25 protein-coding genes are annotated in these 24,217 nt (G+C 73.4%); 16 read left to right on the top strand and 9 right to left on the bottom strand.

Annotated elements, in window-relative coordinates:
* Window positions 1-194: 194 nt before the first annotated feature.
* Window positions 195-1,403, top strand: a complete 1,209-nt coding sequence (locus D1648_RS05570) for a PLP-dependent aminotransferase family protein (RefSeq protein WP_122939801.1) — start codon at window positions 195-197, stop codon at window positions 1,401-1,403.
* 38 nt (window positions 1,404-1,441) lie between these two features.
* Here the strand turns inward: D1648_RS05570 and D1648_RS05565 are convergent, their stop codons facing one another.
* The 3 genes from D1648_RS05565 to D1648_RS05555 are packed head-to-tail and all read right to left on the bottom strand — an operon-like array spanning window position 1,442 to window position 4,174.
* Complete coding sequence (locus D1648_RS05565) at window positions 1,442-1,930, bottom strand: bifunctional 2-polyprenyl-6-hydroxyphenol methylase/3-demethylubiquinol 3-O-methyltransferase UbiG (RefSeq protein WP_122939800.1); 489 nt, start codon at window positions 1,928-1,930, stop codon at window positions 1,442-1,444.
* Between the two features lie 16 nt (window positions 1,931-1,946).
* Window positions 1,947-3,500 (bottom strand): hypothetical protein, encoded by a 1,554-nt coding sequence (locus tag D1648_RS05560; RefSeq protein ID WP_122939799.1) that lies wholly within the window; start codon window positions 3,498-3,500, stop codon window positions 1,947-1,949.
* Complete coding sequence (locus D1648_RS05555) at window positions 3,497-4,174, bottom strand: ABC transporter ATP-binding protein (protein WP_122939798.1); 678 nt, start codon at window positions 4,172-4,174, stop codon at window positions 3,497-3,499. Before D1648_RS05555 ends, D1648_RS05560 begins: the two co-directional genes overlap by 4 nt.
* Before the next feature lie 295 nt (window positions 4,175-4,469).
* Between D1648_RS05555 and D1648_RS05550 the strand changes: the two genes are divergently transcribed.
* Window positions 4,470-5,009 carry a CarD family transcriptional regulator gene (locus tag D1648_RS05550; RefSeq protein WP_122939797.1) on the top strand — a complete coding sequence of 180 codons (540 nt, stop codon included), beginning with the start codon at window positions 4,470-4,472 and terminating at the stop codon, window positions 5,007-5,009.
* Between the two features lie 53 nt (window positions 5,010-5,062).
* Here the strand turns inward: D1648_RS05550 and D1648_RS05545 are convergent, their stop codons facing one another.
* The gene (locus D1648_RS05545) at window positions 5,063-6,376 is read right to left on the bottom strand and encodes an MFS transporter (protein ID WP_122939796.1); all 1,314 of its coding nucleotides are present in this window, start codon (window positions 6,374-6,376) and stop codon (window positions 5,063-5,065) included.
* Between the two features lie 112 nt (window positions 6,377-6,488).
* Window positions 6,489-7,148, bottom strand: coding sequence for an SRPBCC domain-containing protein (locus tag D1648_RS05540; protein WP_122939795.1), 660 nt, complete (start codon window positions 7,146-7,148; stop codon window positions 6,489-6,491).
* 92 nt (window positions 7,149-7,240) lie between these two features.
* On the opposite strand from D1648_RS05540, the gene D1648_RS05535 reads away from it, so the two are divergent.
* The 9 genes from D1648_RS05535 to D1648_RS05500 all read left to right on the top strand — a co-directional run bounded on the left by D1648_RS05535 (window position 7,241) and on the right by D1648_RS05500 (window position 15,293).
* Window positions 7,241-7,987, top strand: coding sequence for a beta-phosphoglucomutase family hydrolase (locus tag D1648_RS05535; protein WP_122939794.1), 747 nt, complete (start codon window positions 7,241-7,243; stop codon window positions 7,985-7,987).
* Complete coding sequence (locus D1648_RS05530; RefSeq protein ID WP_122939793.1) at window positions 7,984-10,530, top strand: glycoside hydrolase family 65 protein; 2,547 nt, start codon at window positions 7,984-7,986, stop codon at window positions 10,528-10,530. Before D1648_RS05535 ends, D1648_RS05530 begins: the two co-directional genes overlap by 4 nt.
* A gap of 133 nt (window positions 10,531-10,663) precedes the next feature.
* Window positions 10,664-11,449, top strand: a complete 786-nt coding sequence (locus D1648_RS05525; RefSeq protein WP_241155363.1) for a YihY/virulence factor BrkB family protein — start codon at window positions 10,664-10,666, stop codon at window positions 11,447-11,449.
* Window positions 11,450-11,475: 26 nt separating this feature from the next.
* Entirely contained in the window at window positions 11,476-11,874 is a 399-nt protein-coding gene (locus tag D1648_RS18125) for a hypothetical protein (RefSeq protein WP_241155362.1), read from the top strand.
* On the top strand, window positions 11,871-12,437 hold the full coding sequence (gene def, locus D1648_RS05520) for a peptide deformylase (protein WP_122939792.1): 567 nt from the start codon (window positions 11,871-11,873) through the stop codon (window positions 12,435-12,437). Before D1648_RS18125 ends, def begins: the two co-directional genes overlap by 4 nt.
* Window positions 12,438-12,556: 119 nt before the next feature.
* Window positions 12,557-12,982 carry a ubiquinol-cytochrome c reductase iron-sulfur subunit gene (locus D1648_RS05515; RefSeq protein ID WP_122939791.1) on the top strand — a complete coding sequence of 142 codons (426 nt, stop codon included), beginning with the start codon at window positions 12,557-12,559 and terminating at the stop codon, window positions 12,980-12,982.
* Between the two features lie 6 nt (window positions 12,983-12,988).
* Entirely contained in the window at window positions 12,989-13,807 is an 819-nt protein-coding gene (gene trmB / locus D1648_RS05510) for a tRNA (guanosine(46)-N7)-methyltransferase TrmB (protein ID WP_122939790.1), read from the top strand.
* A 34-nt stretch (window positions 13,808-13,841) separates the two neighbouring features.
* Window positions 13,842-14,885, top strand: a complete 1,044-nt coding sequence (locus D1648_RS05505; RefSeq protein ID WP_122939789.1) for an LCP family protein — start codon at window positions 13,842-13,844, stop codon at window positions 14,883-14,885.
* Between the two features lie 42 nt (window positions 14,886-14,927).
* Window positions 14,928-15,293 carry a DUF4235 domain-containing protein gene (locus D1648_RS05500; protein WP_122939788.1) on the top strand — a complete coding sequence of 122 codons (366 nt, stop codon included), beginning with the start codon at window positions 14,928-14,930 and terminating at the stop codon, window positions 15,291-15,293.
* Between the two features lie 32 nt (window positions 15,294-15,325).
* Here D1648_RS05500 and phoU read toward each other — a convergent pair whose 3' ends face one another.
* Entirely contained in the window at window positions 15,326-16,006 is a 681-nt protein-coding gene (gene phoU / locus D1648_RS05495) for a phosphate signaling complex protein PhoU (RefSeq protein WP_122939787.1), read from the bottom strand.
* Window positions 16,007-16,178: 172 nt separating this feature from the next.
* Between phoU and D1648_RS05490 the strand changes: the two genes are divergently transcribed.
* Together D1648_RS05490 and D1648_RS05485 are read left to right on the top strand one after the other, a co-directional pair.
* Complete coding sequence (locus D1648_RS05490; RefSeq protein WP_122940269.1) at window positions 16,179-17,414, top strand: cell wall metabolism sensor histidine kinase WalK; 1,236 nt, start codon at window positions 16,179-16,181, stop codon at window positions 17,412-17,414.
* Window position 17,415: 1 nt separating this feature from the next.
* On the top strand, window positions 17,416-18,105 hold the full coding sequence (locus D1648_RS05485; RefSeq protein WP_122939786.1) for a response regulator transcription factor: 690 nt from the start codon (window positions 17,416-17,418) through the stop codon (window positions 18,103-18,105).
* Window positions 18,106-18,216: 111 nt separating this feature from the next.
* On the opposite strand, the gene D1648_RS05480 is transcribed toward D1648_RS05485, so the two are convergent.
* A complete protein-coding gene (locus D1648_RS05480) occupies window positions 18,217-18,720 on the bottom strand; it encodes a hypothetical protein (RefSeq protein ID WP_122939785.1) in 504 nt (167 codons plus the stop codon).
* Window positions 18,721-19,077: 357 nt separating this feature from the next.
* Between D1648_RS05480 and D1648_RS05475 the strand changes: the two genes are divergently transcribed.
* The 3 genes from D1648_RS05475 to ilvA all read left to right on the top strand — a co-directional run bounded on the left by D1648_RS05475 (window position 19,078) and on the right by ilvA (window position 21,472).
* Window positions 19,078-19,560, top strand: a complete 483-nt coding sequence (locus tag D1648_RS05475; RefSeq protein ID WP_010551260.1) for a CarD family transcriptional regulator — start codon at window positions 19,078-19,080, stop codon at window positions 19,558-19,560.
* 263 nt (window positions 19,561-19,823) lie between these two features.
* Window positions 19,824-20,123: a PTS sugar transporter subunit IIB gene (locus D1648_RS05470; protein ID WP_122939784.1), complete on the top strand. Its 300-nt coding sequence runs from the start codon at window positions 19,824-19,826 to the stop codon at window positions 20,121-20,123.
* A gap of 38 nt (window positions 20,124-20,161) precedes the next feature.
* A complete protein-coding gene (gene ilvA / locus D1648_RS05465; protein WP_122939783.1) occupies window positions 20,162-21,472 on the top strand; it encodes a threonine ammonia-lyase IlvA in 1,311 nt (436 codons plus the stop codon).
* A 206-nt stretch (window positions 21,473-21,678) separates the two neighbouring features.
* Here ilvA and galE read toward each other — a convergent pair whose 3' ends face one another.
* Window positions 21,679-22,677, bottom strand: coding sequence for a UDP-glucose 4-epimerase GalE (gene galE / locus D1648_RS05460; protein WP_122939782.1), 999 nt, complete (start codon window positions 22,675-22,677; stop codon window positions 21,679-21,681).
* Between the two features lie 36 nt (window positions 22,678-22,713).
* The gene (locus D1648_RS05455) at window positions 22,714-24,174 is read right to left on the bottom strand and encodes a GuaB1 family IMP dehydrogenase-related protein (protein WP_122939781.1); all 1,461 of its coding nucleotides are present in this window, start codon (window positions 24,172-24,174) and stop codon (window positions 22,714-22,716) included.
* Window positions 24,175-24,217 lie beyond the last annotated feature (43 nt).

Raw genomic sequence — 24,217 nt, 5'->3', positions numbered from 1 at the left:
GGCGCGCAGCCGCGCCGTCGTCGCGTCGTCGCCGGTGCCGATCATCCCGCCAGTGTCCCTGCCACCGGCACGGGATGCCAGCCCGCGCGGGGCTGCGATGCCGGAACGCAGCATGCCGAGGCACCTGGTCGGGGCGGGCGGATGTCACGGCGCCGCTGCCGGACCTCGCCCCACCTGCGTGACACGATGGGGCGATGACCACGCCCCCGTCCGCCGCACCGTTCCGCTTCCCCGTCGCCGCGCGCTACGCCGGCATGGAGTCCTCCCCGCTCAAGGACATCTTCGCCCTCGCCGCCCGCGAGGACGTGGTCTCCTTCGCCGGCGGCATCCCGGACCCGGAGCTGTTCGCGCTCGAGGACGTCACCGCCTGCTACGACTGGGTGCTCGCCCACCAGGGCCACCGCGCCCTGCAGTACGGGGTCAGCGAGGGGGAGCTCGAGCTGCGCGAGCAGGCGGCACGGCGCGTCTCCCGCGACCTGCCCACCGACGCCTCCCAGATCCGGGTCACCTCCGGCTCGCAGGAGGGTCTGTTCGTCCTCGCGCAGGCGCTGCTGGAGCCGGGCGACGTGGTGCTCGTGGAGTCCCCCACCTATCTCGCCGCCGTGCAGGCCTTCTCCGTGCACGGCGCCCGGATGATCGGCGTGGACACCGACGACGACGGGGTGATCCCGGAGGCGCTCGAGGAGGCGATCCGCACCCACCATCCGCGGATGGTGTACCTGATCCCCACCTTCCAGAACCCGACGGGGCGGACCATGCCCGTCGAGCGTCGGCAGGCGGTGGCCGAGGTGCTCGCGCGCACCGATGTGCCGCTGGTCGAGGACGACCCCTACGGGGCGCTGAGCTTCACCGGGCACACCTGGGCGCCGATCGCCGCCCTGCCCGGCATGGGCGAGCGGACCATCCTGCTGAACTCGATGAGCAAGCTGATGAGCCCGGGGGTGCGGATCGGCTGGATGCGCGCGGAGGGCCCGGTGCTGGACACACTGGCGGTGGCGAAGGCCGCGATCTCGATGCAGTCCTCCGTGGTGGACCAGCTGATGGTGGCCCGCTACCTGGAGACCGTGGATCTCGACGCGCACGTCGCGAGGGTCAGCGCCGTCTACCGCGAGCGGCGGGACGCGATGTCCGCCGCGATCGCGCCCGTGCTGCCGGCGGGCGCGCACGTGACCCGTCCCGAGGGCGGGATGTTCCTGTGGGCGGCGCTCGGCGAGGGCTACGACGCGCAGGAGATGCTCGCCGCGGCGGTCGAGGCCGGGGTCGCCTATCTGCCCGGCTGGTCGTTCTTCGCCGACCATGCGGACCGCTCCACGATGCGGCTGAGCTTCGTCACCCACTCCCCCGCCGTGATCGAGGACGCCGTGGCCCGGCTCGGGGAGGTCATCGCGGCGCACCGCGCCTGAGCCCTCGCCCGGGAGATCGGCTCCCGGACGGGCGGCCCTCAGCCGGTCTTCCCCTCCCGGTCGGGCTTCTGCCAGCGCAGCGTGGCGCGGAAGCCCTCGCGGCGGTGCAGCACCGCACCGGGCAGCACCTCGCGGGCCCTCTCGCGCAGCTCGCCGACGGACCATGCCGGGTCCCGCACCGGGATCGTCGGCCCCGGGACCGGGTCTCGGACGGGCCGCGGATGCTCGGCGAGGCCGCGGCGCCGGATCGTGACGCCGGCGAGGTCCCGGCACCGCTCGGCGGCGGCGAGCGCGATGCCCGGGTCCGGGTCGATGCCGTCCACCCGCGCGCCGGTCGCTGCGAGGGCGCGCACGAGGTCGCCGCGCCCGCAGCCGACGTCGAGCATGCGCGATCTCCCCGCCGGCAGCGAGCGCAGGATCCAGCGGTGGAAGTGCGCGTTGTGGTCCCAGGGGTGGCGGGCGTTCAGCGCGTGCAGGCGTCGGCCCGCCCAGCGGATGACGGGGTTCGACGTGGTGCGGATGTCCATCACGGGTCTCCTCCGCTCAGGCCTGCAGGTCCTGCAGGCGTCCGCGGGTCAGCAGCACGAGCACGGCGACCGTCGCGGCCGCGGCGCCCAGCAGTGCCGCGGGGCCGAGCGGCAGCACGAGCAGCAGCAGGGCCGCCCCCAGCAGCGGTGCGATCACGGAGTCGGCCTGCCAGGCGAGCATGACCAGCACCGACAGGTCCCCCTGCGGGGTCGGGATCGGGGTGGCCAGCGACAGCGGCATCGTGCCCTTGGCCGCCTCCCAGACCCGTGCGGCGAGGACCACGGCGGCGGTCGCGACGGGCAGCAGCACCGGGTCCGCCCCGGCGCCGCCCCCGCCGACGAGGACGGCCGCGAAACCGCCCAGCGCACCGAGGACCGCCAGGAGCAGCAGCGGCGCGACGGCGTGCAGGAGCAGCTGCGTCGCGGCGCGCTGACCCAGCAGCGGCGGAGCACCGAGGGTGTGCACGCCGTGGCGGATCCCGTCGACGAAGGCGCCCGCACCGGCCCGCAGCAGGAGCGCACCCAGGACCAGCAGCGCCCAGGCGGCCGGACCCTGCAGCAGCACGGCACCGCCCAGCGCTGCGGCGCCGAGGAGCGCGCCGAGGGCTCCACCCGCGCAGCGGTCCGGGGTGCGCAGCCAGGCGACGGCGTCCCGTCGCGCGTACAGCAGCACCAGCGGGCCGGGGCCGATCGCCGCCAGGCCTCGCGCGGCCGTGGGCACGGCGCGGAAGGCACCGGCCGCCCCGGCGAGGTCCGTCGTCGACGCGGCCGTGGTCGCGGCCTCCCAGCGGGCGGCCTGCGCGGCGAGCTCCGTGCCCCTCAGCCGTCCCAGCAGGGTCGTGCACAGCACGACGACGACCGCCCCCGACACGACGAGGCCCGCCGCCCAGGCCCCTCCCGGCACCGCCGAGAGCCCGCCGACGACGCCCTCCGCGGGTCCGGCCGCCACCCTGCCGCTCGGTTCGCGCGGCTCTCCCCCGGCGAGCAGCGCCGTCAGGGCCGTGCACGCCGCCGCGAGGCCGAGCAGCAGGACGGCGAGGCGCCGGCCCGTCCGGCGCAGCAGCTGCCCGGCGCACCAGGCGCCGCCCCACAGCAGCCCGAGGCCGATCCCGGCGAGGACCAGCGACGTCGCCGAGTCGGGCCCCGCCTTCCCGGCCGCGAGCAGCGTCGCGGCCACGAGCGCGGACGGCAGCACGGCCGCGCTGAGCGGCAGCAGCAGGGCGCGCGCGAAGGGGCGCCGCAGCACGACGCCCCGGGGCAGGGGGCCCGAGGCCAGGGTCGCGGTGAAGAACGGCGGGAGCAGGGCGGGCCCCCGCACCCCGCCGAGGCCGACGAGGGTCGCGGCGACGGCGAGGGCGAGCGCCACGACCGCCGGCACGGCCTCCTCCCGCCCCAGCAGGGCCAGCACGTCGGGGCGGGCCAGCAGCCGGCCCGCCCAGATCAGGGCCGGCAGGCCGAGCACGACGGCTGTCAGCCCCGCGAGGTAGAGGAGGTAGAGGAGGTCCGTGCGGGAGCGGGCGCGGGCCCGCTGGGCCCACACCTCGCGGACGGGCGCGAGGGAGGCGTTCACCACGGCTCCTCGAGCTCGAGCCGCTGATCGGCGAGCTCCTCCACGAGGAGCGGGCTGTGGCTGGCCAGCACGAGCGCGGTCCCCGCACGGGCCCGGGCCCGCAGCGCCTCGATCACGAGTGCGAGCCGGTCGGGGTCCAGCCGCTGCTCGGGCTCGTCCAGGAGCAGCACGGCGCTGGGCCGGGAGAGCGTGAGGGCGAGGGAGACCAGCTGGGTCTGGCCGCTGGAGAGCTCGTGGGGGAAGCGGCCCGCGAGAGGGAGGATGCGCAGCTCCTCGAGGAGGGCGCGACCCTGCTCGCGAGCGGCGCGGGCCCCGCTGCCCCAGGTCGCCCCCACGAACTGGAGGTGCTCCAGCACGGTGAGGTCACGAGCGGTCTGCGCCGGGCCGATCAGGGCGGCGAGGGCCGCCCGGAAGGCGGGGTCGCGATCGTCGGGACGGCGACCCGCGATGCGCACCCGGCCCGCCGTCGGCGGGAGGAGGCCGGCGAGCACGCGCAGCAGCGTCGTCTTGCCGCTGCCGTTGGGGCCGGTGACGGCGAGCGTCTGCCCCGCGCCCACGACGCCGCTCGCCTCGAGCAGCAGCACGCTCCCCTCCCGCAGCACCCCGACCCGGTCGAAGACGACGACCTCCGGCGTGCGCTGCGGCGGGGAGGTCGGCGAGCACGCGGAGGGCATGCCCCCCATTCCATCCCATCGCGCCGCGCCCTGCCCCCGACGATCGTCGCGACCTGTCCGATGTGATCCACTCGGAAACGTCAGGGCCTGGATAACTTGTCAGATCCGTGAGATCATGGACAGGCGCTGTCGTAGGCCCCGCCACCCTGTCCCTGCAGGTCGAGCGGGGCTCGAGCCGCTCCCGTCCCCCTCACGCACCGGCCCTGCACGGGTCACGTCGAGGCGGCGGGCGGCCGCCTCGACCCCACCAGGGCCGCGGTACCGCCGGCGCACAGGTCCATCGAGGAGGAATCCCTTGTCCGTTGCCACTGCGTCCAGCGACTCCACCGCCACGAAGATCGGCAAGGTGCTCACCCATCCCGTCCACGGGCCGGTGCGCATCGTGTCGACCCTGACCCGCACGGTCCGGGGTGAGGAGCGCGAGTACGTGGACCTGGAGGTCATCGGCGACGAGATGCGGATCTCCGTCCCGGCGGACGGCAAGGACGTCGTCGGTCTGCGCCCCGTGCTCGGCACGAAGGAGATCGACGAGCTGATCGCCCAGCTCGCCGAGCCCATCACCGCGCCCGAGAAGAAGGCGTCCTGGGCCCACCGCATCAAGTCGCTGCAGATGCAGCTCCAGACCGGTCGTCTCACCGACCGCATCGAGGTCATCCGCGCGATCATGCGCGACTCGGGCGGCACCCCGTCCTCCCTCGCCGAGCGGAACCTGCTCAAGCAGGCCATCGACCCGCTGGCCTCGGAGATCGCGATCGCCCGCGCCGTCGACCGGGAGGAGGCCGCGGCACTGCTGCAGACCACCGCCGAGGGCGCCCTGGTCGACGCCGCCGCCTGATCCATCCCGCGGCGCCCCGCCGTGCGGCGCCGCCCCTCCCACGTCGCCCCGTGTCAGCGCCTCCGGGTCCCTCCGGACGGTGTGACGCGGGGCAGCGTGCGTGCGAGCCACGTCCCGCCCACGACGCAGAGGGCGCCGGTGGCCGCGCCGGCGACCGCCACCGGGGCGACGAGCGTGATCGCGGTGACGACGAGCGGGGCGGCGAGCCGTCCCGCACCGAGCATCGTGTTCCACCAGGCCAGGTAGCGGGTGCGCCCGTGCACCGGGGAGACGTCGATCCCGAGGGTCATCACGATCCCCGAACCGAGCCCGTTGCCGATGCCGATCAGCAGGCTCGGCAGCAGCAGCGCGAGGATCGCCGCGGCGCTGCCCCGCCCGTCCAGGACCGTGCCGAGCACGGACAGCAGCAGGAAGCCCGCCCCCATCACCAGCGCGCAGGGGACGGCCACCGCGGCGCGGCCGTACCGGTCCATCAGCGTCCCGGCGGGGAGCACCAGCAGGATCTCGAGCGCCGCCGAGACCCCGAAGACCACGGAGATCCACACCGGGTCCAGTCCCAGCGCATCCCCCAGCAGCGGCACGATCACGGGGCGGTTCACCCGCGCCATCATCACCGGGGCGATCCCGAGTCCGACGGCGACCATCCGACGCAGCACCGCGCGGTCCAGCCGCACCCGCGCCCGGCTGGCCGGGGCCCGGTCCCGTCGGCGCACCGTCCGCTCGGGCCGCGACTCCCCCGGCGGCAGGAACACCGCGACCATCACCGTGCCCGCCGCGGCGGTGAGCGCGAACAGCACGAACACCCCGGCCATCGAGCCGGCCGCCATCACGAGCGCCCCCATGAGCGGGCCGATCACCTCGCCCACCCGGATCACGCCGCCGAAGAGCGTCATCCCCCGCGCCCGCATCGCCGCGGGCAGGGCGGTGCCGAGATAGGACTGCCGGCCCAGCTGCCACACCTGCGTGCTCGAGGCCATCACCAGCAGCAGCACCACGAGCGCGATGCGGTGGAGGAGGTCTCCGTCCCCGCCGAGCGCCGGGGCGATGAGCACGAAGGCGAGGAGGTTCGAGGCCACCAGCAGGCAGCCCGTGCTCACCAGCGCCGCGCGGGCGCCGATGCGGGAGATCAGCCGCCCGGCCGGGATCGGCCCGAGGAAGGAGGTGATCCCGAAGATGGTCGACAGCGCCGCGGCCTGCGGGACGCTGAACCCGAGGTCGCGGGCCAGCAGCGGGATCACCGGCATCAGCGCGGCGAGGCCCACGAACTCCAGCAGGCTCGGGGCGTAGACCGAGGGGACCAGGCCCCGCAGCACCGCTGCGGGTGAGCGTCCGTCCCGGGAGGTGGGGCCGGGCGCGCGAGAGGTCACCGCTCGAGTGTGGCACCGGGTCGTGAGCCGGGGCAAAGAGTTCCGGGGGTCGGGACGGGCCCGTCCGCTCGGGCTCCCGCAGAGCCGACCTGCGGCCCGGCATCCGTCGGGCTCAGGTCTCCAGCTGGGTCCGCAGGGACTCCGCCTCGGCGCGCCGGGCAGCGCCCTCGTCCATCCCGGCGGCGACGGCCGCGGCCGCCCAGCGCACCGACCAGGCCCGGAGGTAGCGTCTCCCCTCCTCGCTCCGTCGCCAGGCGGGTCCGGGCACGGGTGCCTGGATCTGGCATCCCGAGCGCCAGCCGCCGGTGCGCGCGGCCAGCGCGAGCAGGGCCAGCTCCCAGGCGAGCGCGACATCGCCCGGGCCGCCCCGGTCGAAGCGCTCGCGCGGCACCAGCGCCGTGTGCCGCAGCGTCAGCAGCGTCGTGCCGTCGTCCTCCGGGTCCAGTCGGATCAGCAGCAGGTCCTCCCCACCGCCCTGCTCCCACACGAGGGAGAGCCGATGGGGCTCCTCCGCCTCCAGCACCGTCCCGCTCACCCCGTCCGGGGCGGTGAAGCGCCCGCCCTCGGCGAGCTCCCCCTCGACCGCGCCGAACCATCCGGCGAGCTCCTCGGTCCGGGTCAGCAGCGGCCACAGCCGGGCCGGGGCGAGATCGAGGTTGGTGGTCAGGGTGAGCACCGCCCGCACCTGCGGGGTGCCGCCGCGGGCCTGCTCGTCGATCTCGAGCTCACGCCGCACCGCCTCCAGGGCGGGCAGCGACTCGGTGCCAGTCATCTTCTCCTCGGGAGGGTCTCGAGCCGCTCCGCACCGGCGCGCACGCGCGGGCGCGGACGATTGCAGCGTAGCCCACGGCGGCGGCCCGTAGCATGGCCGTCGTGACTTCAGCGCGAACCCTCTCACCAGCAGATCTCACGGCCCATCTCTTCGATCTCGACGGGGTGGTGACGCCGACCGCCGAGGTGCACATGCGCGCCTGGGCGACGATGTTCGAGGAGTTCCTCACCTCCCGCGGCGTCGCGGCGCCGTACACCGAGGCGGACTACTTCGAGCACGTCGACGGCCGTCCCCGCTACGACGGTGTCCGTGCCGTCCTGGCCTCCCGGGGCCTCGAGGTGCCCGAGGGCGAGGACGTCGATCCCGCCGACCAGCCCGCCGGCGCGGAGACGGTCCGCGGCCTCGGGAACCGCAAGAACGACCTGGTGCTCGAGCTGCTGCGGCGCGACGGCGTGAGCGCCTATCCGGGGACCGTCGCCTATCTGGACTCCCTCGGCGCGCGGGCTCGCCTGGCGATCGTCTCCTCCTCCCGCAACGCCGAGGAGGTGCTGCGCGCGGCCGGGCTGCGCGAGCGCTTCGAGCACGTCGTGGACGGGAACGTCGCCGCCGCCGAGCACCTGCCGGGCAAACCCGCCCCGGACACCTTCCTGCGCGCCGCCGCCCTGCTGGGCGTCGAGCCGGCCGACGCGGCGGTCTACGAGGACGCGGTCTCGGGCGTCGCGGCCGGTGCGGCCGGTGGTTTCGGCGCCGTGGTCGGCGTGGACCGGGGGGCGGGGCGCGAGGAGCTCGCCGCCGCGGGCGCGAGCCTCGTCGTCGCCGATCTGGAGGAGCTGGCATGACGCGTCTGCGCTCGCTGCCCGAGGACCCGGTGGACCGCACGCGGCTGCCGGTGGACGAGTGGCGCCTGGTCGAGTCCCGTCCGGGCGGCGACCTCGGCCACCTGGAGACGCTGTTCGCCGTCGCCAACGGCTATCTCGGCATGCGCGGCACGCCCGAGGAGGGGCGGGACGCGCACAGCCACGGCACCTTCCTCAACGGCTTCCACGAGACCTGGGAGATCAACCACGCCGAGTCCGCCTTCGGCTTCGCCCGCACCGGGCAGACCATGATCTCGGTGCCGGACTCCTCGGCGATGAAGCTGTACATCGACGACGAGCCGCTGCTGCTGTCGATCGCGGACCTCGAGGAGTACGAGCGCTGGATCGACTTCCGCGAGGGCGTGCTGCGGCGCGAGCTGATCTGGCGCACCCCCGCCGGGAAGCGCGTGAAGGTCTCCACCGCCCGCATGATCTCCTTCTCCCAGCGGCACCTGGCGCTGATGTCGATGCGGGTCGAGATGCTCGAGGGCTCCGCCCCGCTCGCGATCTCCTCCCAGATCGTGAACCGCGAGGACTACCGCGACGACTTCGGCAAGGGCGTCGACGGCGGACCCGTCACCGACAAGAGCGATCCGCGCCAGACCACCGCCTTCACCCACCGGGTGCTCGAGCCGATGCAGGACTGGCACAGCGAGCGCCGCATGCTGCTGGGCTACCGGGTGGCGCACTCGAGGATGACCCTCGCCGTCGGCGCGGACCACGAGGTCGAGTCCGACGCCGAGACCGAGCTGCTCATCGACACCTCGGCCGATCACGGCCGCCAGGTCACCCGCGCCCATCTCGAGGAGGGCGCGGTGCTCACGGTGCGCAAGGCCGTGGCCTACCACTCCTCCCGCTCGGTGCCCCACCGCGAGCTGTTCGACCGCTGCCGCCGCACCCTGGACCGGGTGCGGGCCGACGGCTTCGAGGCGCACCTGGCCGCGCAGCGCGAGTACCTCGCGGACTTCTGGGAGAGCTCGGACGTCCAGCTGCCGGGCCAGCCCGCCGCGCAGCAGGCCACCCGCTGGTGCCTCTTCCAGCTCGCCCAGGCGACCGCCCGCTCCGACCAGTGGGGCATCCCCGCCAAGGGCGTGACCGGCTCGGGCTACGAGGGGCACTACTTCTGGGACAGCGAGATCTACATCGTCCCCTTCCTGACCTTCACCCAGCCGCGCTGGGCGCGCAACGCGCTGCGCTTCCGCACCGCGATGCTGCCCAAGGCGCGCGAGCGGGCGCGGGAGCTGAACCAGCGCGGGGCGCTGTTCCCGTGGCGCACGATCAACGGCGACGAGGCCTCGGCGTACTACGCCGCCGGCACGGCGCAGTACCACATCGACGCGGACGTCGCCTACGCCTTCAGCCAGTACGTCGACGTCACCGGCGATCTCGACTTCCAGCACCGCGACGGGGTGCACGTGCTCGTCGAGACGGCCCGGATGTGGGCCGATCTCGGGTTCTGGCGGGTGACCGCCACGGGCGTGGCCAGTTTCCACATCAACGGGGTCACCGGTCCCGACGAGTACACCACCGTGGTGAACAACAACCTGTTCACCAACGTCATGGCCCGCTACAACCTGCGCCGCGCGGCGCGGGCGGTGCGGGAGCTGCGCGCGGCGGACCAGGCCGCCTACGACTCCCTGCGCGTCGAGCTCGAGCTCGACGAGATGGAGCTCGACCAGTGGGAGGCCTGCGCGGACGGCATGTTCGTGGCCAAGGACGAGTCCCTCGGCATCCACCTCCAGGAGGACCGCTTCCTGGAGCGGGAGATCTGGGACGTGGCCAACACGCCGCCGGAGGCATTCCCCCTCCTGCTGAACTTCCATCCGCTGGTCATCTACCGCTTCCAGGTCCTCAAGCAGGCCGACGTGGTGCTCGCGCAGTTCCTGCGCGGCTCCGAGTTCACGGCCGAGGAGAAGCGCGCCGACTTCGAGTACTACGACCCGATCACCACCGGCGACTCCTCCCTCTCCGCGGTGGTGCAGTCGATCATGGCCGCCGAGGTCGGCCACCAGAAGGCGGCGCTGGACTACTTCCGAGCCGGCCTCTACGTGGACCTCGGGAACCTCCACGGGAACACGGCCGACGGGGTGCACATCGCCTCCGCGGGCGGGGTGTGGAACGCGCTCGTGCACGGCTTCGGCGGGATGCGCCACGAGGAGGGGCGGATCTCCTTCGACCCGCGCCTGCCGGCGGGCTGGCCCGAGCTGTCCTTCCCGCTGACCGTCCGGGGCTCCCGGATCCGGGTGCGCCTGGTGCGGGAGGAGGTCTCCTTCACGCTCGAGACCGGCGAGGAGCTCGAGGTCTCGGTGCGGGGCCGGACGGTGCGAGTCAGCGCCGAGGGCGTCCGCGTCGCGCTCGAGGACCAGGGCCCGCTGCTGGACGATGCGGTGCTGTCCAGGCCCGTCGGCCTGGGCGATGTCCGCGCGGACGGCTCGATCATGACCTCCTTCGTGCCGGGCGATCCCGAGGACCCGTGGGAGTTCCCGGTCGCCACCGATCCCGACGACATCATCGACGCGGGCTGACCCGCACGGTGCCGCGGCGGGACCGGGCCCGGCGGTGGACTAGGCTCCACAGCGCCCGTCCGGCCCCGCCCCGTCCTGGCCGCCGCCCGTCCCGCCCCCTGGTCAGGGACCCGAACCCCGGAGCAGCCCCACGGTGTCCACCTCCCGCCCGCGCAGGCCCAGTCCGCAGGTCGAGCTCGCTCGCCCCCGGCTGAGCGTGCTGCACGTCCTGAACCGGGTGCGGATGCGGCTGCTGGACATCCAGGTGTGGGACGTGGCCGGGACGATGACCTTCTACCTGCTGCTGTCGCTGTTCCCGGGCGCCGTGGCCGTGGTCTCGACGATGTCGCTGATCGGGATCGAGGCGGAGACGCTGTCGGCCCTCTCGGGACTGATCACCGAGATCTTCCCGACACTGGATCCGCGCCCCTATCTCGGGGCGATCCAGGCGGTCTCCTCGACCGGCGGCGGGCTGCCGGGGCTGCTGCTGGGCACGCTCGGCTCGCTGATCTCCGCCTCCAACGGCGTCGCCGCCTTCCACCGCGCCCTGCACCGCGTCTACGACACCCGGGAGGGCAGGCCCTTCCTGTGGTTCCGCACGATCGTGTTCGGCGAGACCGTGCTGATCGTCGCGGTGGCGCTGCTGGCCATCGGCATGATCATCATGGGCGGCGAGGCGAGCCAGCGCATCGGCGAGTTCATCGGGATCCCGATCATCGCCTTCCACGCCTGGAACGTCGTGAAGTGGCCGATCCTGCTGGTCATCCTGATCATCGGGGTGTCGCTGGCCTACTACTCCTTCCCCAACGTGCGCCTGCCGAGGTACCGGCTGATGACCCTCGGCTCGACGCTGAGCGTGCTGACCCTGTTCGCCACCCGCTGTTCGCCGGGCAGCTGCTGGTCTACGCGACCCGCTTCGCCGAGATCCTCACCGCCCTGAACGGCCTGATCGCGATCCTGCTGCTGATGTGGATCGCGAACATCGTGGTGATCACGGGGGCCGCGCTGGATGCCGAGTTCCTGCGCGCCCGGCAGATCGCGAGCGGGCTCGAGGCCTGGCACGTGATCGCCCTGGCCCCGCACGCGACCCACACGCTGGACTTCCTGGCCCGCGACGCGGACGAGGCCGAGGAGCTCGGCCGTGCAGTGGCCGAGGCGAACCGCACCGGGCGGCCGCTGCGCCGGGAGCGCGGCCCCTGGATCGTGGAGGCCGCGAACCCCCTGGCGGTGAACCCGCCCCGCCGCCATCGCGTGACCAGCGGCCCTCCCGATGAGGAGGCCGCTGCGCAGGAGCTCCCGGCGCAGGAGATCCCCGCCCAGGAGCACACCGAAGACCCGCCGAGCCGAGGAGGATCCTCCGCATGACCGTCCGTCCGATCACCATCGCCGGGCACCGCGCCCTGTCCCAGCGCACCCGCCGCGTCCGCGAGGTCACCGACGAGCTGCGCACCCTGGTCGCCGACATGTTCGAGACCAACGACGCCGCGAACGGGGCCGGGCTGGCGGCCCCGCAGGTCGGCTCGCGCTGGCGGCTGTTCGTGTACTCCTGCCCCGATGCGGGCGGCACGCTGCGCCGGGGCGTGGTGCTCAACCCGGTGCTCGAGCGCTTCGGCGGGATCGCGCTGGACGAGGAGACGCTCGAGGGCTGCCTCTCGGTGCCCGGCGAGGGCTTCCCCACCGCACGGCATCGCGGGGCGCGGGTGACGGGCACCGATCTCGACGGCGCGGAGGTCGTGGTCGAGGACGAGGGAGGCGTGCTCGCCCGCGCGCTCCAGCACGAGGTCGATCATCTCGAGGGCGTGCTGTACCTGGACCGGCTCACCCCGGCCCGGAGGCGGGAGGCGCTGGACGCGGTGCGCGACCGCGGCTGGCGCGCGGGCGGCATCCTCACCTGGGATCCCACGGAGACGGAGGCCGCCGAGGTCTGATCCTCCCCGGCCCCGCCGGGCGGCACTCGTCCCCGCCCGTCGCGGGCGCGGCGGTCGAAGCGGTCACACCGGCCCGTCCTCGCGCCCTGTCCCCCATCGCCGCTGACTATCCTGACGTCATGGAACGTCCCTGCCTCTCACGCCGCCACGCCCTCCTGCTGCCCGCCACCGCGGCCGGACTCGGCGGCCTCGCGGCCTGCGCCCCGGAGGACCAGGGATTCGGCACCGCCGAGCCGCTGCGCGCTGACGACGGGGCGATCCCCCTGTCCGAGGTGCCCGAGAACGCCTCGACGCTCGTGAACTTCGGCGGCCAGCAGCCCTTCGTGCTGCTGGTGCGCGGCACGGGCGACGACCTCACGGCGTACTCCGGCTACTGCACCCACAACGGCTGCGCCCTGCGGCAGGACGAGGAGGAGCTCGACTGCCCCTGCCACGGCTCGCGCTTCGACGCCGCGACCGGCGAGGTGCTCGTCGGCCCGGCGACCCGCCAGCTGCCCGGTGTCGAGATCGTCGTCGAGGACGACGAGATCCGTCGCGTCTCCTGAGCGTCGATGACCCCTCCTGCCACCACTCCCCCGCCGCTGCATCCCGAGCGCCGGGCGCCCGGCACGACCCGTCGTGACGTCGTCTCCTTCGTGCGTCGCGGAGAGCGCCTGACCGCCTCGCGGCGCGAGGCCTGGGACCGGCTGTCCGACGAGTACGTGCTGGACCCGCCGCGCGGCGAGCGCGACACCCTGCCCGCCGACGGGGCGAGGCTGGACCTCGAGGAGGTGTTCGGCCGTCGCGCCGAGCTCGTGGTCGAGGTGGGCAGCGGGCTGGGCGAGAACATCGTCGCCGCCGCGAGCGCCCACCCTGAGCGCGACCATCTGGGCGTCGAGGTGTACCTGCCCGGCCTCGCCCAGACCCTCAGCCGGGTCGAGAAGGCCGATCGCCCCCGCAACCTCCGCCTGCTGCCGCTGGACGCCCAGCGCGCGCTGCCGTCGATGCTGCCGCCGGCCTCGATCTCCGAGCTGTGGGTGTACTTCGCCGATCCCTGGCCGAAGGCCCGCCACCACAAGCGGCGTCTGATCAACCCGCCCTTCCTGGACGCGGTGCTGCCGTTGCTCGCCCCCGGCGGGCACTTCCGCCTGGCCACCGACTGGGCGCAGTACGCCCATCACATGCGCCGCGAGCTCGATGCGCGCGAGGAGCTCGAGCTCGTCCATCCCGACGGTCCGCGCCCCACGGGCGTCAGCTCGGACACCGTGCCGGAGGGGATGCCGCGCACCGGCTGGGCACCACGGTTCGAAGGTCGTGTGAAGACCAGCTTCGAGAGCAAGGGAACGCAGGCCGGGCGCCTAATATGGGATCTCGCCTACCGCAGGCTGTGACCGCTCCGGCGGCACCGGACGAGGGGAACCGCCCATGACCCGCAATGACGACGTCGATCTGCCCGCCGACTGGGAGGACGACGCCTCCGAGGAGCCGGGCCGTCGGCGCGGACGCCGCGTCGCCCTCATCGCGCTCGGGCTCGTGGCCGTGCTCGTGATCGGTGTCGGCATCGTGGTCGGCAGCTATCTCCAGGGGCTGCGCAGCTCCTACGAGAAGCGCACGGTCGTGCAGATCACGCGGAGCGCCTCGGACGGCGAGCGGCCCGAGGACGGCACCGGGGAGAACATCCTCCTGCTCGGCTCCGACAAGCGCTCCGAGGAGGACGCCGTCGCCGAGGGCGTCACCGGGCAGCGCTCGGACGTGATGATGCTCGTGCACATCCCCGAGGACCACGAGAGCGTGTACGTCACCTCCTTCCCGCGCGATCTCTACATCGACATCCCCGGCCACGGCAAGGACCGCATCAACGCGGCGCTCGCCTTCGGCGGCCCGTCCCTGGCCGTGGCGACGGTCGAGGACTACACCGGCGTGCCGATCGACCACGTGGCCCTGATCGACTTCGAGGGGATCGAGGGCCTCGTCGACACGCTGGGCGGGATCGACGTGCAGGTCCCGATGGACTTCGAGGCCGACGGGATGCAGTTCACCGCCGGCACCCAGTCGATGGACGGCCAGGAGGCGCTGGTCTTCGTGCGTCAGCGCAAGCAGTTCGCCGACGGCGACTTCCAGCGCAACCGCAACCAGCAGGCGGTGCTCGCGGGCATCGCGGACAAGCTCATCAGCGCCGACACCCTCACGGACCCGCGCAGGCTCGCCGACACGATCGAGTCCGTCTCCCCGTTCCTGACCACCGACGAGGACCTCACCGCCGGGCAGATGTCGAAGCTGGGGCTCTCGCTGCGCTCGGTCCGGGGCGACGACCTCCACTTCCTCTCGGTCCCCCACGGCGGCCCGACCACCACCAGCGGCGGTGCGAGCGTGGTCGCCACGGACGAGGAGGCGATGGACGTCCTGCGCGAGGCACTGCGCACGGACGACATGGGAAGCTATTACGCTCAGTACGCCGGGGCCTACTGAGCGCCCCGTCCGAGAGACCGTCGCCGACGCCTGGAGGTACCCGTGGCCAATCCGCTCGTGAGCATCGCCGTCCCTGTGGCAGGGGTACTCGCCGCGTCCCTCGGCACGAAGGCCGCCGAGGCCGGCTGGGGCGCCGTGTTCGGCGAGGACGCGCCGACCACCAAGGCGCAGAAGGCCGCGCAGAAGGACGTCGCCGCCCGCCGCAAGCAGCTGAAGAAGGACGGCGCGTCCAAGGCCGAGATCCAGGCGATCCGGGACCCCGAGGACGATCAGCCCGTGTGGAAGCTGATGCTGTGGGCGACGATCTCCGGCGTGGTCCTGCAGGGCCTGCGCATGGCCGCCAAGCGCGGCGCGAAGGCGGGTGCGGAGCGTCTGACGACGCGCCGCCCCCGCCCGAACCGCGGCTGAGGCCGGGCGCCCGGTCTGAGCCGGGCGCCCCGTCAGAACTCCTGGACGTCCACGCCTTCGGAGAGCGTGTCCATCGCATCGCCGGTGACCAGGAAGCCCACGCGGCGCACGAGGGAGACGGCGTGGTCGCCGATCCGCTCGTAGAAGCGGATCAGCAGCGTCATGTCGATGACCTGCTCCGCGGTGAACGTGCACTCCTCGGCGCTCGAGATCCGGCGGGAGATCTCGAGCATGAGCTGATCCAGCTCGTCGTCCTCCTTCTCGACCTGGGCGGCCAGGGCGAGGTCGCGGTGCGCGATCACCTCGGAGGCGCCCTTCAGCGCCTCGAGCCCCACCTGCGACATCCGCGCGATCTGCTCGCGGAACTGCTGGGGCACCGCGGGCTGCGGATGGGTGCGGCGGGCGATGAGCGCGATGTGCGCGGCGAGGTCGCCCATGCGCTCGAGCGAGGAGCTCATGCGCAGCGAGGCGACCAGGAGCCGCAGATCGGTCGCGACGGGCGACTGTCGGGCCAGGAGCTCGACCGCCTTCGCGTCGAGCTCGAGGTGGCGGTCGTCGATGTGCGGGTCCGCGGTGATGACCCGCTCGGCCAGCGCCAGATCGCCCTCGAGCAGGGCCGCGGTCGCATCGGCGAGGGCCGTGCTCACCAGATCCGCCATGTCCAGCAGGTCGTCGACGATGTGCCGCAGATCGCTCTGGTACGCCTCGCGCATGGGTGTGCTCCTCTGTCTGATGGGGACGTCGCCCCGATCCTCGCAACTCCGGGTGAACTCGACCCGTGCTCCGGTGAACTCGAAGCGTAGCCTGCGTGAACTCCTGCCCGCTCCCGTCCCGTCGGGCGACATGATGAGGGGTCGGGGCCGCGCGGGGGCCTAGGCTGTGCGCGTGCCCCAGTCCGTCCTCCTCCTGCTCGCCGCGGCGATCGGCCTCGTGATCGGCATCGTCGCGACCTCGGCGCTGCGCCGGTCCGAGAGCCGCCGCGCCGTGGCACCCGCGGTGCGCGACGAGGTGGTGCCCGAGGCCGCCGCCGAGGTGCTGGCGATCCTCTCCTCCGCCTATGTGGTGCTGGACGCCGCAGGCGACGTGCTGCGCGCCTCACCCCTGGCCTACTCCTACGGGATCGTCCGCGCCGCGGAGGGCGACTACCCGCGTCTGGCGAACGCGCAGCTGATGGAGCTCGCCTCCGACGTCGGCCGCAACGGCGGATTCCGCGACGAGCGCCTGACCCTGCGCCGCTCCGCGCAGGAGGACACCGACGCGGTGATCGACGTGCGCATCGGCGCGCTCGGCGAGCACGGCGCGCTGCTGATGGCCGACGACCTCACCCGCGCGGTCCGGGTCGAGGAGACCAGGCGTGACTTCGTCGCCAACGTGTCCCATGAGCTGAAGACCCCCGTCGGCGCGATCACCCTGCTGGCCGAGACCATGGAGGACGCGGCCGAGGACCCCGATGCGGTGCGCCGCTTCGCCGAGCGGATGCAGACGGAGACCCGGCGCCTCTCCCATCTGGTGCAGGAGATCATCGAGCTCTCGCGCGTCCAGGGCGGCTCCGCCCTCACCGATGCCGAGCCGGTCGAGGTCGACGAGGTGGTCGAGGAGGCCGTGGCGCTGAACCGCAACTTCGCCCTCGGCTCGAAGATCGAGGTGAGCGTCGGCGGGAGCAGCGGGCTGCGTGTCTACGGCTCCTCCGCGATGCTGATCACTGCCCTGTCCAACCTGGTCTCGAACGCGATCGCCTACTCGGAGGCGCGCACGCGGGTCGGCATCGCGGTGCGCCATGAGGACGGGATGGTCGAGATCTCCGTGAAGGATCAGGGCATCGGCATCGCGAAGGACCAGCTGGAGCGGGTCTTCGAGCGGTTCTTCCGCGTGGACCGCGCCCGCTCGCGCGCCACCGGCGGCTCCGGCCTGGGCCTCGCGATCGTCAAGCACATCGCGACGGACCACGGCGGCGAGGTGACCGCCTGGTCGATGCCGGGGCAGGGCTCGACCTTCACGCTGCGCCTTCCGGAGATGGGGCGCACCGAGACGATCACCGTCGGCTCGCGCACGCTCGAGGTCTCCGCGAACCCCCACGGGGCGTCCGCGCCCTCCGACCGACCCTCAGGAAAGGGAAGTTGAGATGACACGCATCCTGATCGTGGAGGACGAGGAGTCGTTCTCGGACCCTCTGTCCTACTCGCTGCGGAAGGAGGGATACGAGGTCGCGGTCGCGGACAACGGCACCGACGGCCTGCGCATCTTCTCCGCCCACGGCGCGGACCTGGTGCTGCTGGACCTCATGCTCCCGGGGATGAGCGGCACCGAGGTGTGCCGGGAGATCCGCCGCACCTCCTCGGTCCCGGTCATCATGCTCACCGCCAAGGACGACGAGTTCGACAAGGTGCTCGGGCTCGAGCTCGGCGCGGACGACTACGTCACCAAGCCCTACTCCTCGCGAGAGCTGCTCGCGCGGATCAAGGCCGTGCTCCGCCGCGGCCAGGACACCGGCGACGCGGAGGAGGACACGACCCTGACCGCCGGCGGCATCATGATGGACGTCGAGCGCCACGTGGTGCGGGTGCACGGCGAGGAGGTCGCGCTGCCGCTGAAGGAGTTCGAGCTGCTGGAGATGCTGCTGCGCAACGTCGACCGGGTGCTCACCCGCGGCCAGCTCATCGACCGGGTGTGGGGCGCGAACTACGTCGGCGACACGAAGACCCTCGACGTCCACGTCAAGCGCCTGCGCGCGAAGATCGAGGACGACCCGCGCAATCCCGTGCACCTGGTGACCGTGCGTGGCCTGGGGTACAAGTTCGAGTCCGGCAGCTGAGCCCGGCCCGGCAGCCCCCAACCACGACGAGCGCCCCGCAGCCTGGCTGCGGGGCGCTCGTCGTGGTGAGCGGGGGGCGGCGGGTTCCGGTCGGCTGCCGCGCGGGCGGGGTCAGCCCGCCGCGGGCTCGTCCTGCCCGTAGTGGCTGAGGGAGGTTTCGAGGGTGGGCAGCGAGATCGTCGTGGACTGGTCCCCGGAGGTGACCGTGAGGTCGAGGATCGTGCCGGGCTGCACATCGAGCGCGCCGACGTCGACGAGCTGCTGGCCCTCCTCCTGGCCGAGCTCGACGGTGCCCTGGGCAGGGACCGTGACGCTGGTCGAGAAGAGCGCGGAGCCCTGGGACTCGGCCTGGAGATCCACGGTGGCCGGCTCGCCGGAGTAGTTCACGACGGTCGCCGAGAACACGGGGGCGCCGCCCCCGTCCTCGTCGAGCACGAGCACCGCGTTGCGCACGCCGGTGTGGAACTGCCCGTCCACCTCGAGGTTCGCGTTCGTCCCGTCGCCCGCCTGGTAGAAGTCATGGGTCTGCACCGGGCTCATGAAGGTGCAGCCGGACGCCGCGAGGGCGAGGCCCAGGGCGGCGGCGGAGAGTGCGAGACGGCGGGGACGGCGCACGGAGGGCTCCTGTTCGATGCCGCAGGGCGGCGGGGACGTTCTGGGGACAGCGCTCACAGGGTACCCCACCCCCGGGCTCGTGGCGGACTCCGCCCCGGTGCGGAGCGCATCGCAGGAACGGCCGGCTCCGGGGCGGGCCGGACCGGTCCGTCCCGCCGCGCCGCGGCAGTCCGCATCGGGCACGGCGACCGCCCGGGATCGTCGCTCCCGGCGCCCCGAAAAGCGGGTCCGGCCAGGGCGTCCGCCGCGGGGCCGCGATCGCCGCAGCCCCGGCCCGGACGACGGTCGACGCTGGTCGGAGGGCATTTCACCGCACACGCCGGGTGGTAGGATGAGCGCCGGAAAGGGGACCACCACATGAACTTCGCTGTCGGCGAGACCGTCGTCTACCCGCACCACGGTGCCGCACTCATCGAGGAGGTCAAGACCCGCACCATCAAGGGCGAGGACCGCACCTACCTCAAGCTCAAGGTCGCCCAGGGCGATCTCACGATCGAGGTCCCCGCCGACAACGTCGACCTCGTCGGCGTCCGCGACGTCGTGGACAAGGAGGGCCTGGACGAGGTCTTCGAGGTGCTCCGCCAGCCGTACACGGAGGAGCCGACGAACTGGTCCCGCCGCTACAAGGCCAACGTGGAGAAGCTCGCCTCGGGTAACGTCAAGAAGGTCGCCGAGGTCGTGCGCGACCTGTGGCGCCGCGACCAGGACCGCGGCCTCTCGGCCGGGGAGAAGCGGATGCTCGCCAAGGCGCGGCAGATCCTCGTCTCCGAGCTCGCGCTCGCGGAGAAGACCGACGAGGCCGAGGCCGAGACCATCCTCGACGAGGTCCTCGCCTCCTGAGAGACCCGGTGCGACGACCGCACCGCGCCGCGGGCCCGCCCGCTCCGGCGGTCGCGGCGCGCTCGGCCGCAGCGGAGCACCGGTCACGCCGGCATCGTGGACGCCGACCTCCCCCGATCTCGCCGCCGAGGGCGGCCCACGGGACCTCGGGTGCGCCCCGACCGGGCTCGACGTGACAGAATCGACGGGTCGACGTCCCGGCGCGCGCACTGCGCCGTCGCCGTGGGCGCGCCCTCCCTCCCCTTCCCGTCCCAGGAGTCCGAATGCTCACCATCGCCATCGTGTGCGGAGCCGGGATCGCGACCTCCGCGCTCATCGCGGAGCAGGTGCGCGAACACATCGCCTCCCGCGGCCGACGGGTCACCGTCGTCCAGGCGACGGTCATGGACCTGCTCTCCTCCGACTTCCACGCCGACCTCGTGGTGACCACCGTGGATCTGCCCGACGCCCTGGGGATCCCGCGGATCTCCGGGATGCCGCTGCTGCTGGGGACGAGCCCCCAGGTCACCTACGACGACATCGACCGCGAACTGGAGCGCATCGACCCCGAGGGCGGTCGGTGAGCGCGCTCGCGCGGCACGAACCCCATCGAGGAGCACGAATGAGCACCCAGACCACCTGGACCGAGGAGTCCGCCCTCCCGGTCCGCGCTCCGGAGGTCGAACAGGCCGCGGCCCGGCTCGGCAGCGCAGTCCGACGCACCCCGCTCGAGCGCAGCGAGCGGCTGAGCGCCCTGGCCGGGGTGCCGGTCTGGCTCAAGCGCGAGGACCTCCAGCCGGTGCGCTCCTACAAGCTGCGCGGCGCCCACCTGTTCCTGGACTCCCTCGACGCCGTCCAGCGCGAGGCCGGCGTGGTCGCGGCCAGCGCGGGCAACCATGCCCAGGGCGTGGCGCGGGCCTGCCGCACCCTGGGCGTGACCGGCCGGATCTACGTGCCCGGCACCACGCCGCGGCAGAAGCGGGAGCGGATCACGGCGATCGGAGGAGACCTCGTCGAGCTCGTGCTCATCGGCGACACCTTCGACGACGCCGCGGAGGCGGCGGCGGACGACGCCGACCGCACCGGCGCCGTGCAGGTCCCGCCCTTCGACCATCCTCTGATCATGGCCGTTCAGGGCACGGTCGCCCTCGAGGCCGCGGAGCAGCTGCGCGAGGAGCAGGGTCGCGAGCTGGGCACGATGGTGCTGCCCGTCGGCGGCGGCGGACTGCTCGGCGGCTGCGGTGCCTGGCTGCGCGAGCGCTGCCCCTCCGCGCGGATCGTCGGCGTGGAGCCCGCGGGGGCGGTCTCGATGGCCGCCGCGGTGCGGGCCGGCAGGCCCGTCGCGCTCCACGAGATGGACCGTTTCGTGGACGGCGCGGCGGTGCGGAGGGTCGGGACCGGCCCGCTGCGGATGGTGCAGGCGATCGGTCCCGAGCTGGTCGCGGTCGACGAGGGCGCGGTGTGCACCCAGATGCTCGAGCTGTACCAGGTCGAGGGGATCATCGCCGAGCCGGCCGGGGCGCTGGCCGCGACGGCCGTCGCGACCGGAGTGGTCGAGGGCCTGGCCGGCGATGCCGAGGACTCCGGGGACGTGGTGGTGGTCGTCTCCGGCGGCAACAACGACGTCTCCCGCTACACCGAGGTGGTCGAGCGCTCGCTCGTCCACGAGGGGCTCAAGCACTACTTCCTGGTGACCTTCCCGCAGGAGCCCGGTGCGCTGCGTCGCTTCCTGGACCGGGTGCTGGGGCCGAACGACGACATCGTCCTGTTCGACTACATCAAGCGCAACAACCGCGAGGAGGGCCCCGCGCTGGTGGGCCTCGAGATCGGGCATCGCGACGACCTCGAGCCGCTCATGGCGCGGATGGCGGCCTCGAACATGGAGATCGAACGGGTCGACCCGCAGGACCCGATCTACCGCTATCTCACCTGAGGCGCCGGGACGGCCCGGCATCGGCCTCCGGCCCTGAGCATCGGGCCCTGTCCGACCGAGCCGCGGTGATGCGGTGGCGCGCTGCGCGCAGCCGACCCCGCATGCGGGCCTCGCTGCGCGCCTGACGCCACTGGATGCACCTGCTGTCGGCCCGGGCGCGGGCGGGCATCGCCGCCCCGTGGCCCGGGCGCGCGGGCAGGTCGCCGTCAGGCCTCGGGGTAGGCCTCGACGTCGGGCGCGAGCGCGGCGGAGCGCGCCTCGACCGCGGAGCGGACGATGTCGTCCAGGCCGTGCTCGGACTTCCAGCCGAGGGTCTGGGCGATGCGGTCGGCGGAGCAGATCAGCCGGGCGGGGTCGCCGGCGCGGCGCTCCCCCATCTCGGGGGTGATCTCGATGCCCTTCGCGCGGGCGATCGCCTCGATCACCTCGAGCACGCTCGAGCCCTCGCCGGTGCCGACGTTGAAGGTGCGGTGGGGGCGCTCCTCGCCGCGCAGGTAGTCCAGCGCCGCGATGTGGGCGTGGGCGAGGTCGAGGACGTGCACGTAGTCGCGGATGCAGGTGCCGTCGGGCGTGTCGTAGTCGTCGCCGAAGACGACCGGGGCCTTGCCCTGCTCGAGGCGGTCCAGCACGATCGGGACGAGGTTCATCACGGCCGTGTCGGCGAGCTCGGGCCAGCCGGCGCCGGCGACGTTGAAGTAGCGCAGAGCCACGGTGCGCATGCCGTGGGCGCGCTCGGCGTCGGCGAGCATCCACTCCCCCACGTACTTGGTCGCGCCGTAGGGGTTGATGGGCTGCGGGGCGAGGTCCTCGGTGACGAGGTCGACGTCCGGTACGCCGTAGACCGCGGCGGAGGAGGAGAAGACCACGTCGCGCACCCCGGCGCTCGCGCAGGCCGCGAGCACGTTGGCGAGACCCGCGATGTTGTCGTGCCAGTACATCTCGGGGTTCTCGACGGACTCCCCGACCTGCTTGTGGGCGGCGAAGTGGATGACGGAGTCCGCGCCGGAGGCGCGCAGGTGGAAGGCGAGCTTCTCGCGTGCATCCGGCAGCGTGACGTCGAGCTCGATCAGCTCGGCCCCCTCCACGCGTCGGCGCAGGCCCGTGGAGAGGTCGTCGACGACGGCCACCTCCTGCCCCTGCTCCAGCAGGAGTCGCACCACGTGCGACCCGATGTATCCGGCACCACCGATCACGAGAGTCGTCATGGGCGGAAGCCTACCGGCCGATCGCGGTGCCTCGGTTCAGCTCCAGGAGCTCGCGAGCGGGCGGCCCTCGGCGTAGCCGGCGGCGCTCTGCAGCCCGATCACGGCCCGCTCGCGGAACTCCGCGGTGCTGGCCGCCCCGGCGTAGGTGAAGGAGGAGCGGACCCCGGCGGTGATCTCGTCGAGCAGATCCTCGACGCCGCCGCGCCCGTCGGCGAGGTACATCCGGGAGGTGGAGATCCCCTCCTCGAACAGGCCCTTGCGGGCCCGGGCGAAGGCGTCCTCGTGGGCGGTGCGGTGCGAGACGGCGCGCTTGGAGGCCATGCCGAAGGACTCCTTGTAGCGGCGTCCGGCCTCGTCGCTGCGCATCTGGCCCGGGGACTCGAAGGTGCCGGCGAACCAGGAGCCGATCATGACGTTGGAGGCGCCGGCGGCGAGCGCGAGCGCGACGTCGCGGGGGTGGCGGACCCCGCCGTCGGCCCAGACGCGGCCGCCGAGCCGGCGGGCCTCGGCCGCGCACTCGAGCACGGCGGAGAACTGGGGACGGCCGACGCCGGTCATCATGCGGGTGGTGCACATCGCACCGGGGCCGACCCCGACCTTGACGATGTCGGCGCCCGCCTCGATCAGCTCGCGCGTGCCCTCCGCGGTGACGATGTTCCCGGCGGCCAGGCGCACGGCGGTGCCCTCGCGGGGGCCGAGCTCGGCCCGGGCGGTGCGGATCGCCTCGAGCATCTTGTCCTGGTGGCCATGGGCGGTGTCCAGCACGATCACGTCCGCGCCGACGGCGACCAGCTCCCGCACCCGGCGGGCGACGTCGGCGTTGATCCCGACGGCCACGGCGATCCGGAGCCGGCCCTCGGCGTCGGTGGCCGGGCGGTAGATGGTCGAGCGGAGCACCCCGGTGGCGGTGAGCACGCCGCGCAGGACGCCCTGGTCGTCCACGACCACGGCGGCGTCGTGGTGGGTCGCGGCGATCCGGGCGTGCAGGCGGGAGGGCTCGGCCTCGAGGTCCGCAGGGCCGAGGACGGGCACGTCGGTGCTGAGCACCTCGCCGACCTGGGAGAAGGAGTCGCGGCCGGCGATCTCCTCGGCGGAGACGGTGCCGAGGGGACGGCGCCGCTCGTCGATGACGACGACGATGCCGTGGGGGCGCTTGGGCAGGAGGTCCGCGGCCTGTCCGAGCGTGCCGTCGACGGTGAGGGTGAGCGGGTGGTCCACGAGCAGGTCCCGCGACTTCACCGAGCGGACGATGGACTCGATGCGCTCGGGGGCGAGGTCCTGGGGCAGGACGGCGAGTCCGCCGCGGCGCGCCATGACCTCGGCCATGCGTCGACCCGAGACGGCGGTCATGTTCGCGGCGATGAGCGGGATCGTGGTGCCCGTGCCGTCGTCGCTGCCGAGGTCGACGTCGAAGCGGGAGGTGATCGCGGAACGTCCCGGCAGGAAGAAGCAGTCGTCGTAGGTGAGGTCTGTCGACGGGGTGTGGATCAGGCGCATGGGAACCATGCTACGGACCGCGAGCGGCGGACCTCCACGAGGT

The sequence above is a fragment of the Brachybacterium sp. EE-P12 genome (genome assembly GCF_003711805.1).
GTDB lineage: Bacteria > Actinomycetota > Actinomycetes > Actinomycetales > Dermabacteraceae > Brachybacterium.
This window is presented reverse-complemented; position numbering and strand designations above follow the sequence as displayed.